The organism is Prochlorococcus sp. MIT 1327 (assembly GCF_047304785.1).
In the GTDB taxonomy this organism is placed as follows: Bacteria; Cyanobacteriota; Cyanobacteriia; order PCC-6307; family Cyanobiaceae; genus Prochlorococcus; species Prochlorococcus marinus_D.
In genome coordinates this window covers 137835-159693 of sequence record NZ_CP138972.1, presented here as the reverse complement: position 1 = coordinate 159693, position 21859 = coordinate 137835, and the positions used below count along the sequence as shown (strand labels likewise).

General features: G+C 51.3%; 16 protein-coding genes. 8 read left to right on the top strand and 8 right to left on the bottom strand.

Annotated features, from left to right (window positions below):
• Positions 1–42: 42 nt before the first annotated feature.
• Complete coding sequence (tig, locus tag SIB80_RS00725; RefSeq protein ID WP_063420810.1) at positions 43–1482, bottom strand: trigger factor; 1440 nt, start codon at positions 1480–1482, stop codon at positions 43–45.
• Between the two features lie 173 nt (positions 1483–1655).
• Here tig and SIB80_RS00720 point away from each other — a divergent pair, with 173 nt between their 5' ends.
• The 3 genes from SIB80_RS00720 (at position 1656) to SIB80_RS00710 (ending at position 5696) form a co-directional block, all read left to right on the top strand.
• Positions 1656–2687: an aspartate-semialdehyde dehydrogenase gene (locus SIB80_RS00720; protein ID WP_063420811.1), complete on the top strand. Its 1032-nt coding sequence runs from the start codon at positions 1656–1658 to the stop codon at positions 2685–2687.
• Positions 2684–3592 carry a 4-hydroxy-tetrahydrodipicolinate synthase gene (gene dapA, locus SIB80_RS00715; protein ID WP_063420812.1) on the top strand — a complete coding sequence of 303 codons (909 nt, stop codon included), beginning with the start codon at positions 2684–2686 and terminating at the stop codon, positions 3590–3592. The genes SIB80_RS00720 and dapA overlap by 4 nt, the downstream gene beginning before the upstream one ends.
• Positions 3593–3692: 100 nt before the next feature.
• Positions 3693–5696 (top strand): ribonuclease J, encoded by a 2004-nt coding sequence (locus tag SIB80_RS00710; RefSeq protein ID WP_063420813.1) that lies wholly within the window; start codon positions 3693–3695, stop codon positions 5694–5696.
• A gap of 29 nt (positions 5697–5725) precedes the next feature.
• Here the strand turns inward: SIB80_RS00710 and SIB80_RS00705 are convergent, their stop codons facing one another.
• Both SIB80_RS00705 and tilS read right to left on the bottom strand, forming a co-directional pair.
• Positions 5726–6754 (bottom strand): hypothetical protein, encoded by a 1029-nt coding sequence (locus SIB80_RS00705; RefSeq protein ID WP_413352132.1) that lies wholly within the window; start codon positions 6752–6754, stop codon positions 5726–5728.
• Positions 6751–7782 (bottom strand): tRNA lysidine(34) synthetase TilS, encoded by a 1032-nt coding sequence (gene tilS / locus SIB80_RS00700; protein ID WP_063420814.1) that lies wholly within the window; start codon positions 7780–7782, stop codon positions 6751–6753. The genes SIB80_RS00705 and tilS overlap by 4 nt, the downstream gene beginning before the upstream one ends.
• 83 nt (positions 7783–7865) lie before the next feature.
• On the opposite strand from tilS, the gene SIB80_RS00695 reads away from it, so the two are divergent.
• The 4 genes from SIB80_RS00695 to SIB80_RS00680 all read left to right on the top strand — a co-directional run bounded on the left by SIB80_RS00695 (position 7866) and on the right by SIB80_RS00680 (position 11960).
• On the top strand, positions 7866–8642 hold the full coding sequence (locus SIB80_RS00695; RefSeq protein ID WP_063420815.1) for a DUF561 domain-containing protein: 777 nt from the start codon (positions 7866–7868) through the stop codon (positions 8640–8642).
• A gap of 44 nt (positions 8643–8686) precedes the next feature.
• Complete coding sequence (locus SIB80_RS00690) at positions 8687–9106, top strand: phage holin family protein (RefSeq protein WP_063420816.1); 420 nt, start codon at positions 8687–8689, stop codon at positions 9104–9106.
• A gap of 104 nt (positions 9107–9210) precedes the next feature.
• Entirely contained in the window at positions 9211–11250 is a 2040-nt protein-coding gene (gene uvrB, locus SIB80_RS00685; protein ID WP_063420817.1) for an excinuclease ABC subunit UvrB, read from the top strand.
• A gap of 281 nt (positions 11251–11531) precedes the next feature.
• The gene (locus tag SIB80_RS00680) at positions 11532–11960 is read left to right on the top strand and encodes a hypothetical protein (protein ID WP_063420818.1); all 429 of its coding nucleotides are present in this window, start codon (positions 11532–11534) and stop codon (positions 11958–11960) included.
• 126 nt (positions 11961–12086) lie between these two features.
• On the opposite strand, the gene SIB80_RS00675 is transcribed toward SIB80_RS00680, so the two are convergent.
• Together SIB80_RS00675 and holA are read right to left on the bottom strand one after the other, a co-directional pair.
• Positions 12087–13874 carry an aspartate kinase gene (locus tag SIB80_RS00675; RefSeq protein WP_063420819.1) on the bottom strand — a complete coding sequence of 596 codons (1788 nt, stop codon included), beginning with the start codon at positions 13872–13874 and terminating at the stop codon, positions 12087–12089.
• Between the two features lie 48 nt (positions 13875–13922).
• Complete coding sequence (gene holA / locus SIB80_RS00670; RefSeq protein WP_063420820.1) at positions 13923–14933, bottom strand: DNA polymerase III subunit delta; 1011 nt, start codon at positions 14931–14933, stop codon at positions 13923–13925.
• 65 nt (positions 14934–14998) lie between these two features.
• On the opposite strand from holA, the gene SIB80_RS00665 reads away from it, so the two are divergent.
• Entirely contained in the window at positions 14999–15634 is a 636-nt protein-coding gene (locus SIB80_RS00665) for a precorrin-8X methylmutase (RefSeq protein ID WP_063420821.1), read from the top strand.
• A gap of 77 nt (positions 15635–15711) precedes the next feature.
• On the opposite strand, the gene SIB80_RS00660 is transcribed toward SIB80_RS00665, so the two are convergent.
• The 3 genes from SIB80_RS00660 to mutS all read right to left on the bottom strand — a co-directional run bounded on the left by SIB80_RS00660 (position 15712) and on the right by mutS (position 21839).
• The gene (locus tag SIB80_RS00660; RefSeq protein ID WP_413352136.1) at positions 15712–18129 is read right to left on the bottom strand and encodes a S8 family serine peptidase; all 2418 of its coding nucleotides are present in this window, start codon (positions 18127–18129) and stop codon (positions 15712–15714) included.
• 313 nt (positions 18130–18442) lie between these two features.
• Positions 18443–18922 (bottom strand): HlyD family efflux transporter periplasmic adaptor subunit, encoded by a 480-nt coding sequence (locus SIB80_RS00655; RefSeq protein ID WP_236065980.1) that lies wholly within the window; start codon positions 18920–18922, stop codon positions 18443–18445.
• 133 nt (positions 18923–19055) lie between these two features.
• Positions 19056–21839: a DNA mismatch repair protein MutS gene (gene mutS / locus SIB80_RS00650; RefSeq protein ID WP_063419390.1), complete on the bottom strand. Its 2784-nt coding sequence runs from the start codon at positions 21837–21839 to the stop codon at positions 19056–19058.
• Between the last annotated feature and the right edge of the window lie 20 nt (positions 21840–21859).

Here is a 21859-nt window from a genome sequence, read left to right as displayed (position 1 = left end):
TTGGGCTTTAGGGGAGCACTTCTATCAATCTATTGGTGCCATTCAGGACTTGGTTTTGTCCGAGGCAGGTTTTTCAGTCTTGGCTTTGCTGGTCTTGGTTTTTGTGGATTTAGTTTTGCTGCCTTTGGATTTTGCAGCGGGCTTACTGGTTTTTGCCTCGCTTTCAAGCACCTTTTCGGTAATCGTGCTGTTGTCTTCGAGCCAGTCCAGCAATTTGTCTTTGAGTAAATCGTCGCTAACAGCTTGACGCAACCTTGTCGGGTCAATATCGCGTTCGCCAGAAAGCTCGCGGCTTACTTCCTTGACCTTGGCGCTGATTTCACTCTCTTCTATTTTGAGATCTTCGCTTTCAGCTAGTGCAGTTAGGGCAAGACTGCGCCGTAGGCGCTCTTCGGCTTCTGGGCGTGATGATTCCATCAAGGAACGCACAAGCTCTGGGGTGAACATGGATTTCACGTCCATTCCCTGTTGAGCGAATTGACTGGCAGTTTGTTCAACAAGGTTGCGAATCTCTTGCTGCACAAGGGTGTTTGGTAGATCTACTTCCAGCTGCTCAGTCAATGCTTCCAGCAGTGCGTCATGACGATTGCTGCGATCACGACGCTTTGCGTCTTCCTGAAGACGTTGTTCTAGATCGTTGCGAAGTTCCTCAAGAGTTGCTTTGTCACTGGACTGCTGGGCGAAGGCATCGTCAAGATCAGGTAACTCGCGGGTTTTGAGCTCTTTGAGGTTGATTACAAAGCTTGCTTTACGGCCGCGAGCATCTTCTTTCGAGTAATCGTCTGGGAAGTGGCAATCAACAGTTTTCTCATCGCCCAAGTTCATACCGATAATCCCTTCCACGAAGCCGGGGATCATTTGTCCATCTTCAAGATCGACATCCATGGAGTCACTACTTCCGCCTTCGATTGAGCTGCCGTCGTCGTCGTAGGTGCCGCTGAAACTAACCACAGCGATATCGCCGATTGCTGCTGGGCGACTTTCGACGGGTACAAGGGTGGCTAGTTGTTTGCGGGATTGTTCGATCAATTCATCGACCTTGCTGGGATCGAAAGTCACCACTTCTGCTTCGGCTTGTAGCCCTTTGGTGGCTTTAAGTTTTGGGGTTGGGGTGACGTCTGTCTCAAGGGTGAGGGTCAGTGCCTCGCTGGGCTGAAAGCTTTCAAGAAGAGCGTCAAAGCCGCCACTGAGTTCGGGTTCGCAAAGTGGCTCGATTGATTCTTGTTCGAGGACTTCACGCCAGACAGCATCAACGAGCGATTCTAAGGCTGTTGCACGGATTCTTACCAGGCCGATCTGTTGCAACAGAACGGCACGCGGAACCTTCCCCTTGCGGAAGCCTGGAAGATTGATGGTGCGGCTTAAGCGGGTGACAGCGGCCTCATAGTTGGCCTGGCAGCGCTCTGCTGGTACCGCTACTTCGACAGCAAGCCGACTATTGGGTTTCTGCGTGGTTTTGACCTCTAGTGCTGTGGCACTCATGGACGGATGACTGCGAGCAGAAGACCACCCTAAGAAAGCGCCAGTTCATCTCTCAACACGTATTGTGGTCTCAACGTCTTGCATGATTGAGGCTGTAGGGCTTTATCCCAGCTGGGTTCAATTTTTTATTGACATCGAACCCCTGAACTCAGTCAATACCCTGATCTCACCGCTTGCTTCCCATATCGTTTTTCCCCGATCGTCCCCTCACAGTTGCTGTGCTTGGTGCCAGTGGCGCAGTGGGTCAGGAGCTGCTGCAGCTGCTGCAGGAACGCTCGTTTCCCATTGGTGAGTTGCGCTTATTGGCATCTGCGCGTTCTGCGGGCCATGTTCAACCTTGGAATGGCTCCAGCCTCGTCGTTCAGGAGGTGAGCGAAGCTGCTTTTGAGGGGGTTGATTTGGTGCTCGCCTCAGCTGGTGGATCCGTATCGCGTCAGTGGCGGCAGGTGATCAACTCAGCCGGTGCGCTGATGATTGACAACTCCAGTGCCTTCAGGATGGATGCTGACGTGCCACTCGTGGTGCCAGAGGTCAATCCTGAGGCGGTTGCAGAGCATCAGGGGGTGATTGCAAATCCGAATTGCACCACGATTTTGTTAACTCTGGTGCTAGCACCTTTGGCTGCAAGACGTGCTTTGCGTCGCGTTGTTGTCAGCACCTATCAGTCGGCGAGTGGTGCAGGTGCACGCGCTATGGAGGAGCTCAAGCAGCTCACTCAGGTGGTTTTAGCGGGCGACACGCCTTGTAGTGAAGTGCTTCCTCATTCTCTTGCCTTCAACTTGTTCCTGCACAACTCTCCATTGATGGCCAATAGCTATTGCGAGGAGGAAATGAAGATGGTCAATGAAACGCGCAAAATTATGGGCCTTCCTGATTTGCGTTTTACCGCAACTTGTGTTCGGGTGCCTGTACTTAGAGCCCATTCGGAGGCTGTGAATATTGAGTTTGACGAGCCTTTTCCAGTGGAAGAAGCTCGTCAATTGCTGAAGGTGGCAGCGGGGATCGAGTTAATCGAAGATTTTGAGCAGAATCGCTTTCCAATGCCTACCGATGTCACTGATCGCGATCCGGTTGCGGTGGGTCGCATTCGGCAGGACATCAGTGATCCCAATGCTCTCGAGCTTTGGCTATGCGGGGATCAGATCCGTAAAGGTGCCGCTCTAAATGCGATCCAAATTGCAGAATTGTTGTTGTCGTCATCATGAGCTCTGCTGCTGAGTTGTCTCCAACTCCTTTTGGCCGTTTGCTGACGGCCATGGTCACACCTTTTGACGCTGATGGATGCGTTGATCTGGCTTTGGCTGGTCGTCTTGCTCGCTATCTCGTGGATGAGGGATCTGATGGGTTGGTTGTCTGCGGCACGACTGGGGAATCGCCCACTTTGAGCTGGCAGGAGCAGCATCAATTGCTTGGGGTGGTCCGTCAGGCAGTGGGGCCAGGCGTGAAGGTTCTTGCCGGTACTGGTAGCAATAGCACCGCTGAGGCGATAGAAGCCACCACTCAGGCAGCTGCGGTGGGTGCTGATGGGGCATTGGTGGTTGTTCCTTATTACAACAAGCCTCCGCAGGAAGGTCTTGAAGCCCATTTCAGGGCTATTGCCCAGGCTGCCCCTGAGTTGCCGCTGATGCTCTACAACATTCCTGGGCGGACTGGCTGTTCGCTTGCTCCAGCAACAGTTGCAAGGTTGATGGAATGTCCGAATGTGGTGAGTTTCAAAGCCGCCAGTGGCACCACGGATGAGGTGACGCAGTTGAGGTTGCAGTGTGGTTCAAAACTGGCTGTTTACAGCGGCGACGATGGCTTGCTTTTGCCCATGATGTCGGTCGGGGCTGTTGGGGTGGTGAGTGTCGCAAGTCACCTTGTAGGTCGTCGGCTTAAGGCGATGATTGAGGCCCATCTCAATGGTCAGGGTGCTCTTGCCCTCAGTTATCACGAGCAGTTGCAACCTTTGTTCAAGGCTCTATTTGTCACCACCAATCCGATTCCTGTTAAAGCAGCCCTCGAACTCAGCGGTTGGCCGGTCGGATCCCCCCGCCTCCCTTTGCTTCCCCTTGATCCCGTGATGCGAGATGCTCTTTCAAACACCTTGACTGCCTTGTGTCAGACCTGACGCCACGGCTGTTTCCCACATTGATTGCTTGACGCTTTAGCTTTTCGCCATGAGCGCTCGCTTCATTTCAGTCCCCAAATAGTTTTCGTACGCTTTTGTCATGACGTCTAGTTCCACCATTTCCAGATCCACCTCTTCTAGAGACGGTAAAGCCAAAGAGCCCTGCTTACGAGTGATTCCCCTTGGTGGGCTCCATGAGATTGGCAAGAACACCTGCGTGTTCGAGTACGGCGACGACATCATGATGGTGGATGCTGGCCTGGCATTTCCCAGTGATGGAATGCATGGCGTCAATGTGGTGATGCCAGATACCAGTTATCTACGCGAGAACCAAAAGCGCATCCGCGGCATGATCGTGACCCATGGTCATGAAGATCATATTGGTGGGATTCCTCATCACCTCAAGCACTTCAATATTCCAGTCATCTATGGCCCGCGTCTGGCCATGTCAATGCTCCAGGGCAAGATGGAAGAGGCTGGTGTTACAGATCGCACCACGATCCAGACCGTGAGTCCACGGGATGTTGTCAAGGTTGGACAACATTTTTCGGTGGAATTTATCCGCAATACCCACTCGATGGCAGATAGCTTTTCGCTTGCCATCACCACTCCTGTTGGCTCGGTGATCTTCACAGGAGACTTCAAGTTTGACCATACTCCTGTGGATGGTGAAAATTTTGATATGGCTCGCCTTGCACATCACGGCGAGCAAGGTGTTTTGTGTTTGTTCAGTGATTCAACCAATGCTGAGGTGCCTGGCTTCTGTCCACCTGAGCGATCGGTATTTCCTGCTTTAGATCGCCATATTTCTCAAGCTGATGGCCGAGTGATTATCACAACTTTTGCGAGCTCTATTCACCGCGTTTCTATGATTTTGGAGCTGGCTATAAAGAACGGACGCAAAGTTGGCTTGCTTGGGCGATCGATGCTCAATGTGATCGCTAAGGCGCGTGAACTTGGCTATATGCGTGCTCCTGATGATCTGTTCGTACCGATCAAACAGATTCGTGATATGCCTGATCGTGAGACTCTGTTGTTGATGACAGGGAGTCAGGGCGAGCCGTTGGCTGCTTTAAGTCGCATCTCACGCGGTGAGCATCAACATGTGCAGGTCAAGAACTCTGACACGATTATCTTTTCGGCGAGTCCGATTCCGGGTAATACGATCTCAGTTGTTAATACCATCGACCGCTTGATGATGCTTGGAGCCAAGGTGGTCTATGGCAAGGGAGAGGGTATCCATGTGTCTGGGCATGGCTTCCAGGAGGATCACAAGTTGATGCTGGCTTTAACAAAGCCAAAGTTTTTTGTGCCTGTACATGGTGAGCATCGCATGCTTATTTGCCACAGTAAGACTGCGCAGTCGATGGGTATAGCAAGCGAAAATATTTTGATTCTTGATAATGGTGATGTCGTTCAACTTTCAGCTGATTCGATTAGTAAAGGAGACTCAGTAAAAGCAGGAATTGAACTTCTTGATGCTTCTCGCAATGGCATTGTTGATGCTCGTGTTTTGAAAGAGCGCCAGCAACTTGCTGAAGATGGTGTTGTCACTGTGCTGGCTGCAATCAGTACCGATGGAGTGATGGTTGCACCGCCAAGAGTGAACTTGCGAGGTGTGGTGACCGCTGCTGACCCCCGCAAGATGTCGCTTTGGACTGAACGGGAAATAAGCTGGGTGCTGGAAAACCGCTGGAAGCAGTTTTCTCGTCAAACAGATGGCAAAACTCCTGAAGTCGATTGGATGGGTTTGCAGCGAGAAGTGGAAGTGGGCTTGGGTCGTCGAATGCGTCGTGAGTTGCAAGTTGAGCCCTTGCTTCTCTGCTTAGTTCAGCCTGCACCAGGCGGAACGCCAGCTTATAAGGGTATGGCTGATGCTGAACCTGAGGATCGATCGGTGACCCGCATTCGTGGTGATCGTGATCTGGCTAGTAACGGACGCCGAACTCCAGCTGCGGCTCCTGTCAAGGTTGCGGCAGCTGTGTCAGCAACTTCGACTACGAAGAAGGTTTCTGAACAAGCCAATGTCAAGACTCAATCTGAACCTGATTCAGCTGAGGTGCCTTCCGGTCGCACGCGCCGTCGCCGCTCAGCGGTGGCTTAAGACCATCCAGAAGTTTTTGAGGCGAACTGTCAGCGTTCTGATGTTCGCTTCTTTGACTGCAATTGACTTGTCTCCTGTTTGGAAAGGCCAGCGCAAGGGGGCATGGTCACGCGCAACAATGAATTATTGAGGAGGTCATTGGTTGATGCTTCTGAGATGGTCGTTGGGATCGCTCTTGCTTGCTTGAAAGTATCCTGTTTTACTTGTGTGATTGGGTTTGTTTCTGATTTCGCTGTTGGCCTTATTTCGGTTTCTGTATTGAGATCTGATTTTATTTCCATGGCTTTCGTTGTTGCTGATGGTTCTTGTTTAGCATGAACCTTTTGTTGAAGGTTAGTCTGTTGTGAGTAGTTTTTCTGCTTAGATATCTGTTCAGGCTTCATGCTTTCTGCAATGAGTGTTGATTCCATTTTGGCTGTAGATTTAGAATGATCTACTTCTGTCGCTGCAGTTTGGGCGGCTGGATATAGAAAGGGATCACGAATTAGATCAGGCAGAGACTCTGAAAGTTTATTGCTCAATTTCCTTATCTCTTGTTGATTGGCCTGCTGATCTGATTGAGGATGCTTAGCTTTGTTGGCCTCATTAATGTTTGGGGTCTTTGTAGATAGGAAGGGATCGTTAATCAGGCTCTGCCGTGGTTCTATGACTTCAGCTTTTAGAGCCATTGGCTTGCGTTTTGCGGATTGTTTAGGGTTAGGGCTTTGAGGATGTTCTTCTTTATCTGCAGGCTCCCGTTGCAATTCGCCTTGGCATCGTTCTAGGCCTTGTTCGGCGAGTTCTTTCAAAGTGTCTTGTGGTTGGCTATCTAGAACCAGGTTGTAGTGGTGTTGGGCTTGCTGGATATCGTTCATTCCGTAGAGCAGGATGTTGCCCATTAGTAGAGCCACAAACGCCCGCCAGGCCAGCATTGCTTCTTGCTCAGGTCCTTTCTGCTGCAGCTCTAGTTGGCCTAGCAGGCGTTCACAGATTGATTGCGCTGCTTCGTAATTTTCTGCCCCATAGGCCTTCTCGGCGGCCAGGTACTGCTGTTGGAAGTCACCGTCCACCGGAGTCATTCGTGATGTTCTAGTTGTACCGAGTTTCGCTGCCATTGGACTTTCCAGCCCTGCGCGAGGTTTAGAGATCCAGGTGGTTTTCCGGGGCCAATGCTTTGGCTGATCTGTTCAAGTTGGACTGCTGGCAGGCTTGGTGCTCCTGATCGCTTGAGCCAATAGGCCAAAAGAGTTGTTCTTGCTGTGATCGGTAGTTGGGCAAGGTCCTTACGACAGAGGCCGTTTTGCTTGCTGAGGTTGTTTAGAGCCAGCATGGCGATGGCTTGCTGGTCCGCATGGTGATGGTTGAGCCTTTCGGCGAGAGCGGCCATGCGCAAGCTGCAGCCAGGATGGAGAGATTCCAGTACTGGTAGAACTTCTTGGCGGACTCGGTTGCGGCTGAAGTCTGGATTGGAATTGGCAGGATCAAGCCAAATAGGTAAGCCCAGCTCGCTGCAAATCAAGGCGGTGTCCTCACGCGAGAACCCCAGCAAAGGGCGTATGAGCTGTACGTTTTTGTGAGGATGGTCTTTGCTGATGGGCCTGCATTGGCGCATGCTGCTCAGTCCCGCGAGGTCCGCACCACGGGCAAGGTTGAGTAGCAAGGTTTCAGCTCGATCAGAACTGGTGTGGCCTGTGAGCACATACCGGCATGGATGGTTTGGGTTGTTGGATGACAAACGTTCTGCGTGAAGTGTCAGTTGTTCATATCGCCAATGTCGCGCTGTGGCTTCGTTGTTGGTTTGTCCAGGTTTGGCTTGATCAGACCAGAAGCTCAAGTTGTGTGATTCACACCAATTCTTGAGTTCAGTTGCGATCGTTGCTGATTGTTTATGCCAGTTGTGGTCGCCATGCCATACCTCTAAAGACCATCCATGTTTGCGTTGCAGATCGATCAATAGACCAAGCAGGGCCATTGAATCTTGACCGCCGGACACGGCGATCAAGAGTGAGGCTTCTGCTGGCAGTAGATCTGGATTCGCTAGCAGTTTGTGATGGAGACGCGCGTGCCAGGCGCTCCAGGGCAGTTGCGCTGAGCTGGATGAGGCCATGGCGCAGTGGTCATTCAGCTGAGGCCAGTTTGCCGTGCAGGAGCCTGGCAAATGGGAGTATGGAGCTATAGATCGTTGATGAAATGACCCGTCTCGCTCAGTTGCCAACACACTTGCGTCAGCGTCTCGAGCAGCGCTCGGCCCTCAAGGTGATCGCTGGTTTGATGAATTTCGAGGCCCTCTCGGTGGCGCAGGTGGCGCGGGCTGCTGGCCACGGTGGCGCTGATCTGATTGATGTGGCTTGTGATCCAGAGCTGGTGCAACTGGCGATCCGGGAATCCGCTGGAGCTCCGGTTTGTGTGTCAGCGGTGGACCCTGAGCTGTTCCCTGCAGCTGTTGCAGCTGGTGCTGCCATGGTGGAAATTGGAAATTTCGATGCTTTTTATCCTCAGGGCCGGATCTTTGGTGCCGCCGAAGTCTTGGAGCTGACTCGTTTAACCAGGGTGTTGTTGCCTGAGGTGGTCTTGAGTGTGACCGTGCCCCATGTGTTGCCGATGGATCAGCAGGAGCAACTGGCAGTGGATCTGGTTGCTGCCGGTGCCGATCTGATTCAGACGGAGGGCGGCACGAGCGCTAAACCATTTAGCTCTGGAAGTCTCGGCTTGATTGAGAAAGCTGCTCCAACTTTGGCTGCTGCACACAGCATTTTTAGCGCACTCAAGGCTGCTGATCGGGCAGTTCCTGTGCTTTGTGCTTCTGGTTTATCGGCAGTGACGGTTCCCATGGCTATTGCTGCTGGTGCTGCTGGTGTCGGTGTTGGATCGGCGGTGAACCGTCTCAATGATGAGCTGGCAATGATTGCTGTTGTGCGGGGCTTGCGTGAAGCTCTCAGTACGCCCAAATCTTCAGTAATTCACTAGCGTTAATCACTGTCTAGTCAGCTGCTTTGCGTAGGTTGTTTTAAATGCTGGAATCGCTCGGCTGGTTGCTGCAATGGCCCATTCGGGCCCTCATTTTGTTGTTGGTTGCTGCGTTGCCCCTTGGCATTGAGATGGCCAATTTCAGCACAGCATTTTGGTCGGCGGTGATGATTGGCCTATTGGGTACGTTGTTGATTGTGCCTCTCAAGTTGCTGTTGGCTCCATTCTGGGCAATTACGTCCTTGGGGGGGCTGATCTGGCCAGTGTCGTTTTTGTTCAACTGGTTGATCACGGTCCTTTTATTTGCTCTGGCAGCCTGGCTGATTAATGGTTTTCGGCTCAAGAACGGTTTGCTTAGTGCCATCTGCGGCGCTGTCTTTTACAGCGTTGTGAGCACGATAGTGTTGCGATCTCTTGGCATCGCTGATGTTGAGTTCACGCGAGCTGCTTTGCTTTCAGCCTGAGAGTTCAAGGCATTGTTTAGCAGGCCATCAGCGTTGGAGAAAGTCTGGGATAGCCCGTTCATGGCATCTGCTCATAAGCTAAGCGGCTGCCCGTTACGGCCCTAATGCCGAAGTATCACCTCAAGGCGCCCTATAGCCCGAAGGGGGATCAGCCCACTGCGATTGCTCGGCTGGTGGAGGGGGTCAATCAGGGCCAGCGTTATCAGACGCTTTTAGGAGCGACCGGTACGGGTAAGACATTCACGATTGCCAATTTGATTGCTCAGACTGGCCGACCGGCTCTTGTCTTGGCTCATAACAAGACGCTTGCTGCCCAACTTTGCAATGAGTTTAGGGAGTTTTTCCCTGATAATTCTGTTGAATATTTTATTTCTTACTATGATTATTATCAACCCGAGGCTTACGTGCCTGTTAGTGATACGTATATAGCCAAGACATCTTCGATTAATGAAGAAATTGATATGCTGCGCCATTCAGCAACGCGCTCGTTATTTGAGCGAAATGATGTCATTGTAGTAGCTTCAATCAGCTGCATTTACGGCCTAGGAATTCCAAGTGAATATCTAAAAGCTGCTGTCAAGTTTAAAGTTGGTGAAACACTCAATATCCGCAGTGCATTACGAGAGTTGGTTGAGAACCAATATAGCCGTAATGATTTTGACATTACGCGGGGTCGCTTTCGCGTGAGAGGGGATGTTTTGGAGATTGGCCCTGCTTATGAAGATCGGCTAGTACGGATTGAGCTTTTTGGTGATGAGGTAGAGGCAATCCGTTATCTGGACCCAACAACAGGTGAGATTTTGCAAAGCTTGGAAGCCATTAATATTTATCCGGCCAAGCATTTTGTGACTCCTAAAGAGCGACTCAATGTTGCAGTTCAAGCGATTCGTGATGAGCTGCGTGGGCGTTTGCAGTTTCTCAATGAACAAGGCAAGCTTTTGGAAGCGCAGCGTTTGGAGCAACGCACTACCTACGACTTGGAGATGTTACGGGAGGTTGGTTATTGTAATGGTGTTGAAAATTATGCCCGTCATCTGGCTGGCCGTTCTGCGGGAACGCCTCCTGAATGTTTGATTGACTATTTCCCTGAGGATTGGTTACTGGTTGTGGATGAAAGTCATGTGACCTGTTCTCAGCTTAAGGCGATGTACAACGGCGATCAAGCTCGTAAGAAAGTATTGATTGAGCATGGTTTTCGATTGCCTAGTGCTGCTGACAATCGCCCTCTGAAGAGTGAGGAATTCTGGAGGAAGGCGAGGCAAACTGTATTTGTTAGTGCGACGCCGGGTGATTGGGAGCTGAAGCAGAGTGATGGTCATTTGGCTGAACAGGTGATTCGGCCCACAGGGGTTCTTGATCCCTTGGTGGAAGTGCGACCGACGCAAGGCCAGGTCGACGACTTGTTGGCAGAAATCCGTATCAGAGCAGAGAAGCAGGAGAGAGTGTTAATCACCACCCTGACCAAACGTATGGCGGAAGACCTTACAGATTATCTAGCGGAGAATGATGTGCGCGTTCGTTATTTACACTCGGAGATCCATTCAATCGAGCGGATTGAGATTATTCAGGATTTGAGATTAGGCGAATATGATGTTCTTGTTGGGGTCAATCTTCTCCGAGAAGGTTTGGATCTTCCGGAGGTGTCATTAGTGGTCATTCTTGATGCTGATAAGGAAGGTTTCTTGCGAGCGGAGCGGTCGTTGATTCAGACCATTGGTCGTGCGGCAAGGCATGTGGATGGGATGGCACTTCTTTATGCAGACAACTTGACAGATTCGATGGCAAGAGCGATTAGTGAAACTGAGCGAAGACGCGAGATTCAAAAGGCTTACAACGAACTGAATGGCATCGTGCCAAGGCCAGCGGGTAAGAGAGCGAGTAATTCGATCCTCTCGTTTCTCGAGTTATCAAGGCGCTTACAGACAGATGGTAAAGATGCTGACTTGGTTCAGATTACTGGGCGGGCTGTTGATGCGCTTGATTCAGATCAGGATGCTGGCTTAGCCCTTGATGCTTTACCTGAGTTGATTGATCAGCTCGAAACAAAGATGAAAGAAGCTGCCAAGAACCTTGATTTTGAGGAAGCAGCAAGCCTGCGCGATCGCATCAAGAAGTTCAGGCAGAAGCTGGTTGGTAAGGCTTAAGCGATTGTCATGGCTTTGTTGATCTCTTTGTGGGGGTAGAAATACCCATTATCTTGTCACAAGGGGGACCTTTTTGCTCTGCACTTCTTTTTTGTTATAAATTGCGCAGCATAAGGATATATTGTTGGCCTAAATTTTTTCTTTATTGGTAATCTCAAAAAGATTTTTTCGAATCCAAATTTAATTGTTATGGCAATTATCGATTTTAGTGCTGGTGGCCGCTCCTACAAATTTGTTACCGATAAGAAAATGCAATAGGAGCGGCATCGCACGCTAAAGAATTGGGTGGCTATATAGTAAATCTTGAAACAACGGCAGAATCTTCTGCCGTTTATGATGCGATTACAGGGCTTATTACTACAGGCCAGGTTAATCCATCAGACAGTACGGCTGCAGATGGAGGTGGTGGTTCATATGCATGGCTTGGTGGAACTGACAATGTTTGGTCTGGATGGCCTGGTGCTGCTGAGGGCTCTTGGCGTTGGAAATATTCAGGAACTGCTCTTTCCACTACCCGTATTGAGTGGGGGAGAGGGACGTTGGGGAGCGAGCCAGATAATAATGGAGATCAACATTATCTGGCATTGGGTTTGACAAACTGGCCAGCGGGAAGTTCTGCGGGCAATGGTTTTGGTGATGCAGGTCAATGGAACGATATAGGTCGGGACAATGTCTTGTTCTATGTAGTTGAAATGACCCCGCTTGCTTGATATCTATTTGAATAATTAATATTTTTCCATCCTCCGCTTTGGCGGGGGATGGAAGCTAATGTAAGTTGATAAATAATTCGATTTGATGGCGTTTTGATGAATAAATTGTGTCGCCAAACTTACGAGCTATTTTGCGATTGAAGGTTTGGTTTTTGGTTTTCCGCCAAGCCCAAAGCCTTGATGCACTGATTGCAGTGCCTTGACCCCATCGGGTTCAGCCACCACGCAACTTGTGCGGATTTCACTGGTGGCGATCATGGCGATATTGATCTTTGCATCTGCGAGAGCTCGGAACATCCGCCCTGCTGTACCTGCGGTGGCGGGCATGCCTGCACCCACTGCGCTCACCCGGGCGATTGCAGGACCGTCTTCCAGATTGGCTCCTGGCCATTGCGCAAGTAAGGGGGCAAGAGTCTTATTGGCTTGCTCTCGCTCATCGCGCTTGAGGGTGAAGCTGATATCCCGGCTTCCATCGTCATGTTGGCGCTCCGATTGCACGATCGCATCGAGGCTGATTCCTGCCTCTGCCATCGCTGAACAAAGAGCTGCTGCTGTCCCAGGCCGATTCGGCACCCCTCGCACACTCAGCTGGGCCTGACCTTGATCGAGTGCGACCCCTCGCACCTCTGGTTCACCTTTGCCGTTAACCAAAGGATTGATGCGTACTTGGCTGTCGCTCAGTTCAAAGGCTGTGCTGACTGCACGCAGGGCTTTGCTGCCTAGCGTTGCATCGATGACGCAGCTAACTTTCACCTCACTGGTGGCGATCAGCCGTAGGTTGATTCCTGCCCGTGAGATCGTGTCGAAAAGGCTTGCAGCGATACCGGGGCGTCCCATAATTCCTGCTCCGCTGATGCTTAGCTTGCTCATTCCGGCTTCAGCTGAGAGTTGACCACCGACGCTTTTAAGCAGCCCTTCGCAAAGTGAGTGGGCTTTAGCTAAGTCGGCTTCGGCCACTGTGAAGGCAATGTCATTGCTGTTGCCGGCATGGGTTGATTGGATGATTAGGTCCACATTCACGCCATCGCTAGAGAGGTTCTCAAAAAGTGTGGCTGCGACACCCGGTTGATCTGGCACGTGAGAGAGGGCGATCACCGCTTGACCTTCGGCAAGTTCAACGCCATCCACAGGCCGACCAAGCTCTAGACCTTCTCGACCGATGGGGCGCTTTGATTTGCTTGTGAGCTTGGTTCCGGCTTCGTTGCTCCAGCTAGAACGCACGACCAGGGCGACTCCAAAGTTGCGGGCGATCTCGACTGCACGGGGGTGCAACACGGAGGCGCCCAGACTGGCCAGCTCAAGCATCTCGTCGCAACTCACTTCTTGCATCAGTTGGGCATCGCTGACCTGACGTGGATCACTTGTGAGCACTCCTGGTACATCGGTGTAGATCTCGCAGGCATCTGCTCCTAGGGCGGCTGCTATGGCAACTGCAGATGTATCTGAACCACCGCGGCCGAGGGTGGTGATCTCTGCGGTGCCAACGCTGCTCAGGCTTGTGCCCTGGAAGCCTGCTACGACTACCACCTTGCCAGTGCTCAACAGGGATTGCAGGCGCTCAGTGCGGACGTCTAGGATTCGAGCGCGGCCATAGGCAGACTCTGTCACGATGCCCACTTGGGCTCCAGTCATCGAAATGGCTGGTATACCCAGTTCATGCAGTGCCATTGAAAGCAAGGAGATCGAAACCTGTTCTCCGGTGGCTAGCAGCATGTCCATTTCCCGTTGAGGGGGATTGCCGCTGATCACTTTCGCTAGGGCTGTGAGCTCATCAGTGGTTTGGCCCATAGCGGATACCACAATCACCAGGTCGTGGCCGAGATCTTTGCTGGTCGCAATCCGCTCAGCGACGGCTTGGATGCGCTCGACGTTGCCGACGGATGATCCGCCGAATTTTTGCACCAGCAACGCCATCCATGCCTTTGACACACGTTCTGATTATTTCAGCGTGTCGTCACTGGATTAGGGAGTGCTGAGTAACCCGTCGCGGAAGGCATCAGTAGGGATTGCACCTCGCTTGAGGGCGGCTTCTAATTCAAGCAAGCGACTGAGCAGGGTGAGGAATCGCTGCGGTGGCCGGCCCTGTAGCTGTTTGCGCATCACGTAGATCCGCTTGGGGTTGCCAATGCCTGCTGCTTTGGCAATCACGTTCACATCTCGTTCCCCTTGCTGCTCCAGCAAACTCACCCAAAGCCACCCTCTGATTTGGCCTGTCAAGGTGGCCACGATGCGAAGTGCTGGCTCACCGGCATCAAGGAGTGCATCAAGACGGGCGATCGCTTCTCCGGCATGGCCTGCCAAGAGTGATTCTCCAACCTGTAGTGCATTGGTGGCCATTCCTTCAATCAGCGCGGCTACGTTTTCGGCTTTAATCAAAGTTGGTGATTGATTAGCAGTTGCGCTTTCTTGGCGAATGTCGGCATGGAGAGCCAGTTTTTGCAGCTCTGCGGTGAGTCGCGTACTGTCATTGCCGATGGCTTCCACCAGCGCTGTAGTGGCTTCAGGCTCCAGCTGCAGACCTAAGTCGCGGGCGGTGCGTTCCACCAGCTCCTGCTGACCGGCACCATCCCAGATCGCCGGCAGCAGAAAGCTTTTTTCGCTGGCTTGCTTCAACTTCACAAGCTTTTGTAAGGCCTTCGTTGTTCGCAGTCGGCCGTCTGGTTTGTTGGCGTTGCATAGCACCAGGTGGCTGGTTTCTGGAATTAGATCCAGCACGTCTTCGAAACGATTGGCAAGTTCGCTAGGGCAAGCGTTGCAGAACGGACTGCGCTGTAACAGCACCAGTCGTCCGCCACTTCCGAAGGGTGGTGTGCGTGCTTCTGCCAAGGCTTGGCTGGCTTGCCCAGCATCAGCTCCATCGAGGCGGCTGAGGTTGATGCTGCTCCATGCTTGATCGACAACATCGCCGATCAGAGTCTCGATGGCGTGGTCTCGGGCGGCGGCATCATCGCCCCAGATGAGATGGATCGGCATTGCAGCGGCAGACCGAAGATCGTTAACTGATGATGCTTGATGTCTATCTGGCTTAAGGCAGAAACGTGAAGTCGCTTGATCATCCGATCTTCACGGAAAGCATTCGCCGCATTCGCGAGCAGTTGGGCGTAACGGGTTTGGATCCCTTGCAGCAGCAGGTGTTGGAGCGTTTGATCCATAGCAGTGGGGATTTTGGCCTAACTCCTTTGCTGCGCTTTACTCCAGAGGCTTGTGAGCTTGGGCTGGCTGCCTTGCAGGCCGGAGCGCCAATTCTCACCGATACGGCCATGGCAGCTGTAGCAGTGCAGCCGATGGCGCGACGCACACTCAAGACATCAGTTCGCTGCGTGCTGGAGTGGGCGCCGGATGAGGCACCAAACGGTTCCACGCGAACAGCCGAGGGCTTGCGATCTGCATGGCAAGAATTGGCGGCTAAAGATGCGGATCAACAAGCGCCGATTGTGCTGATTGGTAGTGCACCAACGGCTTTGGAAGCTTTGTTGGATCTGGTGTCTACAGGTGCACCCCCTCCTAGCCTGATTATCGGCATGCCTGTGGGTTTTGTAGGTGTATCTGACAGCAAGTGGCGGTTAGCTGTTAGCGGACTAGCTCATATTCGCTTAATGGGGAGTCGGGGTGGGGCTGGTCTGGTAGCAGCGACGGTCAATGCTCTTTTGCGTCGTGCTTGGTTGGATCAATGAGATTGAATTCCTAGCAAAAGCCCTGGACATATATGCCCAGGGCGATGAAAGTAGAAGAGATTAGAAAGCGTTTTGAATCAAGCTAGAAATTCCGTATTGCTATAGAGACTGGCTAACTCATTATCGACTGAAAGCGCGTGAGCACGACGGACAGCCGAGTCAATATTGACTGTGCCTGCACCGTAGGTGTCGTCACGCCCTGTAGCTCCTAAATCCATGGCACTTGTTGTTAGGATCTCTCTAATCTCTCCGCCAGTTAGAGATAAATTTTCACTCCAAACAATAGCTGCAGCTCCAGCAACATTGGGGTTTGCACACGAGGTTTTTGTGAAGGTGCTAAGGGTCCCATTGGCATCAATTGCTTTAGAAGCTTCTGGTGCTACTAATGTGAGATTCCAACCTGCATTGGAATCAGCATCAAGTTGAGTTCCTGTCACATTAGTAATTGAACCACCAGTAATCGCATCGATTTCTTCTGTGCCTGTGAATTCCAGAGCCCCGACACTGGCCACATTGGCGTGGGATGTTTGAAAAGGTGCCAAGCCACCTGCTCCAGCCACGGAGGTTTTGTCTCCATCATTACCTGCAGAAGCAGCAAAGAATGCATAACTTTCCGTTTCATCTAGGCTTGCTGTCATTTCGGCAGTGGTGAAGTCACTACCCCCGAAACCTGCGCCGTTTTGGAAGACTAAACGTTCGCCACAATCTCGCTTGTCTTTTGCATCTTCTATGGAATCTAGTACACCGTCAGCCCACACATTGTAGGCAACTAGCTGACTGCCTGGTGCAATACCCGCCAGATTTTCACTGTCATGCTTAGCTGCCATCACACTCATCGATCTATGACCATGAGAGTTACTTGACTTTGCACTTTCATTTTGCACATGATCAATTTCATTATGAACATCAGTTGGGTTATCAGCTTCATCTTTCAGTCCAGTATCAAGAGAAACAAGCTTGACCTTGTCAGAACCTTTGTTAAAACGCCATGCACTTGCAGCATCCATAGCATTTAGATTCCATTGTTCTTTTGTACTGTCGCTCATTCCTTCTCTAATGCGGTAGCTATTATCTTCAGTGGTAATCTTTTCAAAGCCTTGTAGATAAATCTCATCTCCATTTTTGAGGCTCAAGATATCGAAAGCTGTGCCTTGATAAATGGCCTGTTCGCCGATCGTTGTGTAATCAGTCAGACCGCTGAAGGATTCGCCATTGAAGCTCTTGATGTCTGCACTATCAAGACCATTAAGTATTAGTTCGTCGGTTCCACCACGAGCTTTGTAAATTCTGCCTGAATCATATTGTGAACCTACCCATGAATATGCATCCAGATCATTATAAGTAAAAGTGTTGGCTTCAATATCACCATCAAATGTACTCCAGTCAAGAGCATCAATCATCGTTAATCTTTCATCAAAGTCTTCTATATTTTCCCTTATACCTCCGAAGACAGCATCAATATCCACATCAAAGTCCCAGTTACTGCGTCTATCGAAGAAGCTTTCCGCAGCATCGATCTTGTCGTTAAGATCGACAAGGAATCGATCTTCTGAGAGATCTAGTGTGTATGTTCCAAGGTCAACACTTTCTCCTGTCGTGGTATGGGTTGCATTGACTTGAGCTTCAACATTACCAAGTTTTATTGTTGAGAATGGGCCCCAACTCCAGCCAAAAATATCTGAGAAATCCAACCTATTATCATTTAAGAAATCACCATCATAATTGATTCTGATAGCACCATCTTCAAAGACTTCTTTTTTCGTGCCGTCGTGTGATGCATCATAAATACGGGTATAACCATAATCAAATAGACTTTCTACACTAAAGTCCCATGGCTTGATGCTGATGCTTAGATCAACATCGCGCGCTAGTGGGAGTTGGTTGAAAGCTTGCCGGTGAAAGCCTTGGCTAAATGGGTTGTGTGAACCACCTTCCTCGCCAGCTTCATGTTCACCATTTGTACGATCTTCTGGGAGTTCTTGTTGGGATTTTCTTGCTATCCAGTTTAGCTTTCCGAATGAAAACCTATTTGATTTTCTTTCAAATTGGCCTTGATGGTTGAATTCATCAGGTGATTCATCGCGATCTTGCTGATTTGCCCTGGAAGAGAAACCTTGCTGATTGAATGAACGAAATGGCTGTTTTAGGCGTCTGCCAAATGTATTTGGCCCATGTTGATTGCCTGTAATCGTATCTTCCAGTCTTGTGGAATGATGAACATTGAATGTTTCTTGCCTCTCAAAAGATAGTCTGCTGTCGCGAGAATAATCTTTGGTTGTGTTGTTTGCATTTGAGGCGCCCTTAGCTTCGAGTTCAAAGGGCTGCTCTTGTTCAGTGATCTTGTCACTATTGTAGTAATAGTGGCTTGAATGCCCCGAGCCAAGATCAGTGTCCTGACTGTCTGTTGGCTTTGCTAAATTTAGTGACTCACTGATGAAGTCTCTGCGCTCTGATTGCTTGTCATTTGAGCTGATACTTCTGAAGAGCCGTTTCATGATTAGAGAAAAGGCAAAGCCTTTTGAATGACTCAATCAATTTCGCTCAATGTCATGACTTTAGATGTGATCCAGAACCTTTTGAGCCAAGAACTTGCTCATATTCAATTGTGACGTAGGTCACACCTTTATTTGTGCATATCGATTGATTAGAAGTGATTTGGATGATGAATCTGATTATTCTAGATCAGTCTTGTGACTAATCCTATCAATAGCCTTGCTTTTTAGCTCTCTATTTAGTTGCGGCTTGCTTATTCAGTTAATGATCAGCTTTGTGTAATCAGATCTTATTGTTGGCCTGCTGTTGTTGCAGTCAATATTGATAGTCTCTTACTTGGTTCACAATTGCCTGAGTGAATCTGCTTTGCTCTGGACCTGGCCCAGCAGTAGTTGTCAATAGTTCCCACTCTGCAGTTTGATAGTTGAAGTAAGTGAAACCCAACTTGCAAGGGAAGCGGGATCCCTGTCGTTGATGTGGTTGATCGGCTGGAAGATCGTCGGATTCAATCGATCTGCCTTTGCCTTCGCGTACCCCGAAATCTGTAGAGGTGAACGAATCAATCCTGATCTCAATGGGACTGCCTTTGCGAACGAAACCAATTTGCTTGCAGGGTATTGCCACATCGGCTACCAGGTTGTTGATAGGAACGATCTTGAGCAGAGGTTCACTTGAATGGGCGACAAATCCAGGCGTGGTTAGCTTGAGATCAAAAATCGCCCCATGCCTTGGAGAACGCAAAGACTGGTCTTTCAGCGTTACTTTTGCTTCGCTCCAGTGCACGAGTGATCTCAACAGGTTTTTTGCGCAGCAGACCCAAAACGTTTTACTGAGCTTGTTGAGGCTCTCCGGAAGGGTCTCTTGGAGTGTTCACGATGTTTTGGGTGCCAAATGAGGCAGTGGGTCGATGTCAGGCGACAGGAGGTTCTCAGCATTGTCTTTTGATCGTTTTCGCGCTTGGCCGGGCGTGTAGAGATGAGTGATCGTCTTGAAGCTGACCTAACACCTGCCTTGCTCGTTGCACCACGTCATCCGGCACACCAGCTAGACGGGCGGCTTCAATGCCGTAACTGCGATTTGCACCGCCTGCGGTCACTTGATGCAGGAACACCAGGTCGTCGCCTGTTTCCTCCACCAAAACTTGAGAATTGGCGACATTGGCCAGCTCCTGGCTCAGACCGTTGAGTTCGTGATAGTGGGTTGCGAACACAGTGCGGCTTCTAAGATCTGTTGCCAGGTGTTCGCTCACTGCCCAGGCAATGGAAAGACCATCGAAGGTTGCGGTGCCACGTCCAATCTCATCGAGAAGCACCAAGGAACGATCGCTGGCGTGATGGAGAATGTTGGCCGTTTCTGCCATTTCCACCATGAAGGTGGACTGTCCCGCCGCTAGGTCATCTACGGCGCCGACGCGGGTGAAGATGCGGTCTGCGATGCCAACAAAAGCCTGCTTTGCAGGTACCCAACTACCCACCTGGGCTAGCAACTGTATGAGGCCGATTTGACGCAGGTAGCAGCTTTTGCCACTGGCGTTTGGGCCGGTGAGTACGACGAGGTCGATGCCCTTGCCAAGTTCTACATCGTTAGGGATGAAGGATCTCTCTACCAGTAGTTGTTCCACCACTGGGTGTCTGCAGGTTTTGAGCTGCAGTTCTCTGCTGTTATCGATCTCTGGGCAGCAATAGTTTCCAGTCGCAGCTACTTCTGCTAGCCCGACTAGCGCATCGAGTCCTGCCACGGCCCGTGCTGCTTTACGGATTGCAGTTGCCTGTTTTCCCACTTGCTCGCGCAATTGGCAGAACAATTCGTATTCCCTTTGGCAGGCCCTTGCTCTGAGCTGAAAGATCTGCCCTTCCCGGGTTTTGAGATCTGGTGTGATGAAGCGTTCCTCGTTGGCCAGGGTCTGCCGGCGGATCCAGTGGTCCGGCACCCTGGAAGCCTTGGCTTTGCTTACGGCTAGGAAGTAGCCGAAGGTTCGGTGGTATTGCAGGCGCAGATTAGGGTTGCCACTGAGTTTGCGTTCTTGGATTTCCTGGCCTGCAAGCCAGTTGTCCTGGTCATCCAGTTGATTGCGCAGGCCATCCAGCAGCGGATCAACGTTGTCGTGCATGAGGCCTCCCTCGCTGAGGCTGAGCGGTGGGTTATTGATCAATTGCTCGCGGATACTTGCCGCCAGTTTTGGCAGGCTTTTATCCAGAGTCAGCAAGTTGTCGAGCCAGTGTGGGGCAGAGCTCAATGCATTGTGTAGTTGCTCTGCTAGCCGTGGTAATCGTTCAATGCCATCGGCGATAGCCACTAGCTCACGGGCGCCAGCATGACCGGCGCCGGCCCTGCCCGCCAGCCGTTCGAGATCTCCCATCGGTCGCAGCAAGCGTCGAAGTGAATGCCGCAGGGACCGTGTCTCCACGAGATGGTTCACTACTGCTTGACGGGCGCGGATGGCTTTGCTGTCTAGGAGGGGGGCCTCGATCCAGCGACGCAGGCAGCGGGCTCCCATTGCGGTGAGGGTTCGGTCTACGGCCCACAGCAGTGACCCTTGAAACTGGCCGTCCCGTTGAGTGCTTGTGAGTTCTAGGTTGCGTCGGGTTTGGGCGTCGAGAACTAAGGCATCGCCGGCGAACACTGTGAGCGGATGTTCCAGGGGCATCGGGGCGATGCCGTCATCGACGTTTTCAGCAAGGGGTTGGGTGTCCCTTAGATAAGTCAGCAGTCCACCGGCGGCCCTTAGTGCTAAAGGCACCTCTTGCAGCCCTAGACCGTCAAGGGTGCTGAGCCGGTAATGATTGAGCAGCGTTCGCTCGGCCTCTGGCTGACTGAAGGGGGTAGTGGCCATTGTTGTCAGGAAGAGCTGCTCCGGACACCAGGGAGGCCTGCTGCTTTCTCCGCTCTGTTGAGCCATGATCAGTTCCGAAGCCTCGAGCTGAGCAAGGTGTTGGTGCAGCTCAGCGCTCCCCTCCCGTTGCGTGACCAGGAATTCGCCTGTGCTGACATCGGCGTTGGCTAGACCCCAGCAAAACGGTTGGTTGCCTTGTGCTGGCTCAACCACAACTGCTGCTAGCCAATTGTTGCGGCGAGCTGTCAGCATGCCTTCGGCAAGCACCGTGCCTGGGGTGAGCACCCTGGTGATGTCACGTTTAAGCAGTGCGCCTTTGCTTGGAGTTGTTTCCAGTTGGTCACAAATGGCCACGCTTAGCCCATGGCGGATTAATTCGGCGCAATAGCGTTCTGCAGCGTGGTGGGGGACGCCTGCCATCGGCACACGGCCGATCCCTTTGCCTCCTTCCTTGCCCGTGAGAGTCAGCTCCAGCAGCCTTGAGAGCTGAATGGCATCTTCAAAAAAGCATTCAAAAAAATCTCCGAGTCTGTAGAGCAAGATCCTTTCGGGATGTTTGGCCTTGAGTTCCACGTAATGACGCAGCATTGGCGTGAGCTGCTCAGGGTCAACAAGGTTGTGGTGTGCCCAGGTGGGCAGGTCGTTGTCGTTATCGGCTGTTTCGAGTTGCTCTTGGCTTTCAGAATCAAGTGGGATGCTTGGAACGGATGTTGGCTTATGTCGATTGCGGGGCCTTTTTAGGGATTCGTCGACGAGTTCTTGATCAGAGAGATCGTTACGCAGAGCTCGTGTAATGGTTTCTGAGCAGCTTTCAGCGTTTGCCTGCGGTTCCAGATCACCAAACAGACTGCCTTGCAACAACTCAGCGTTGGCAGTCATTGGATAATCCTGCCAGCAAA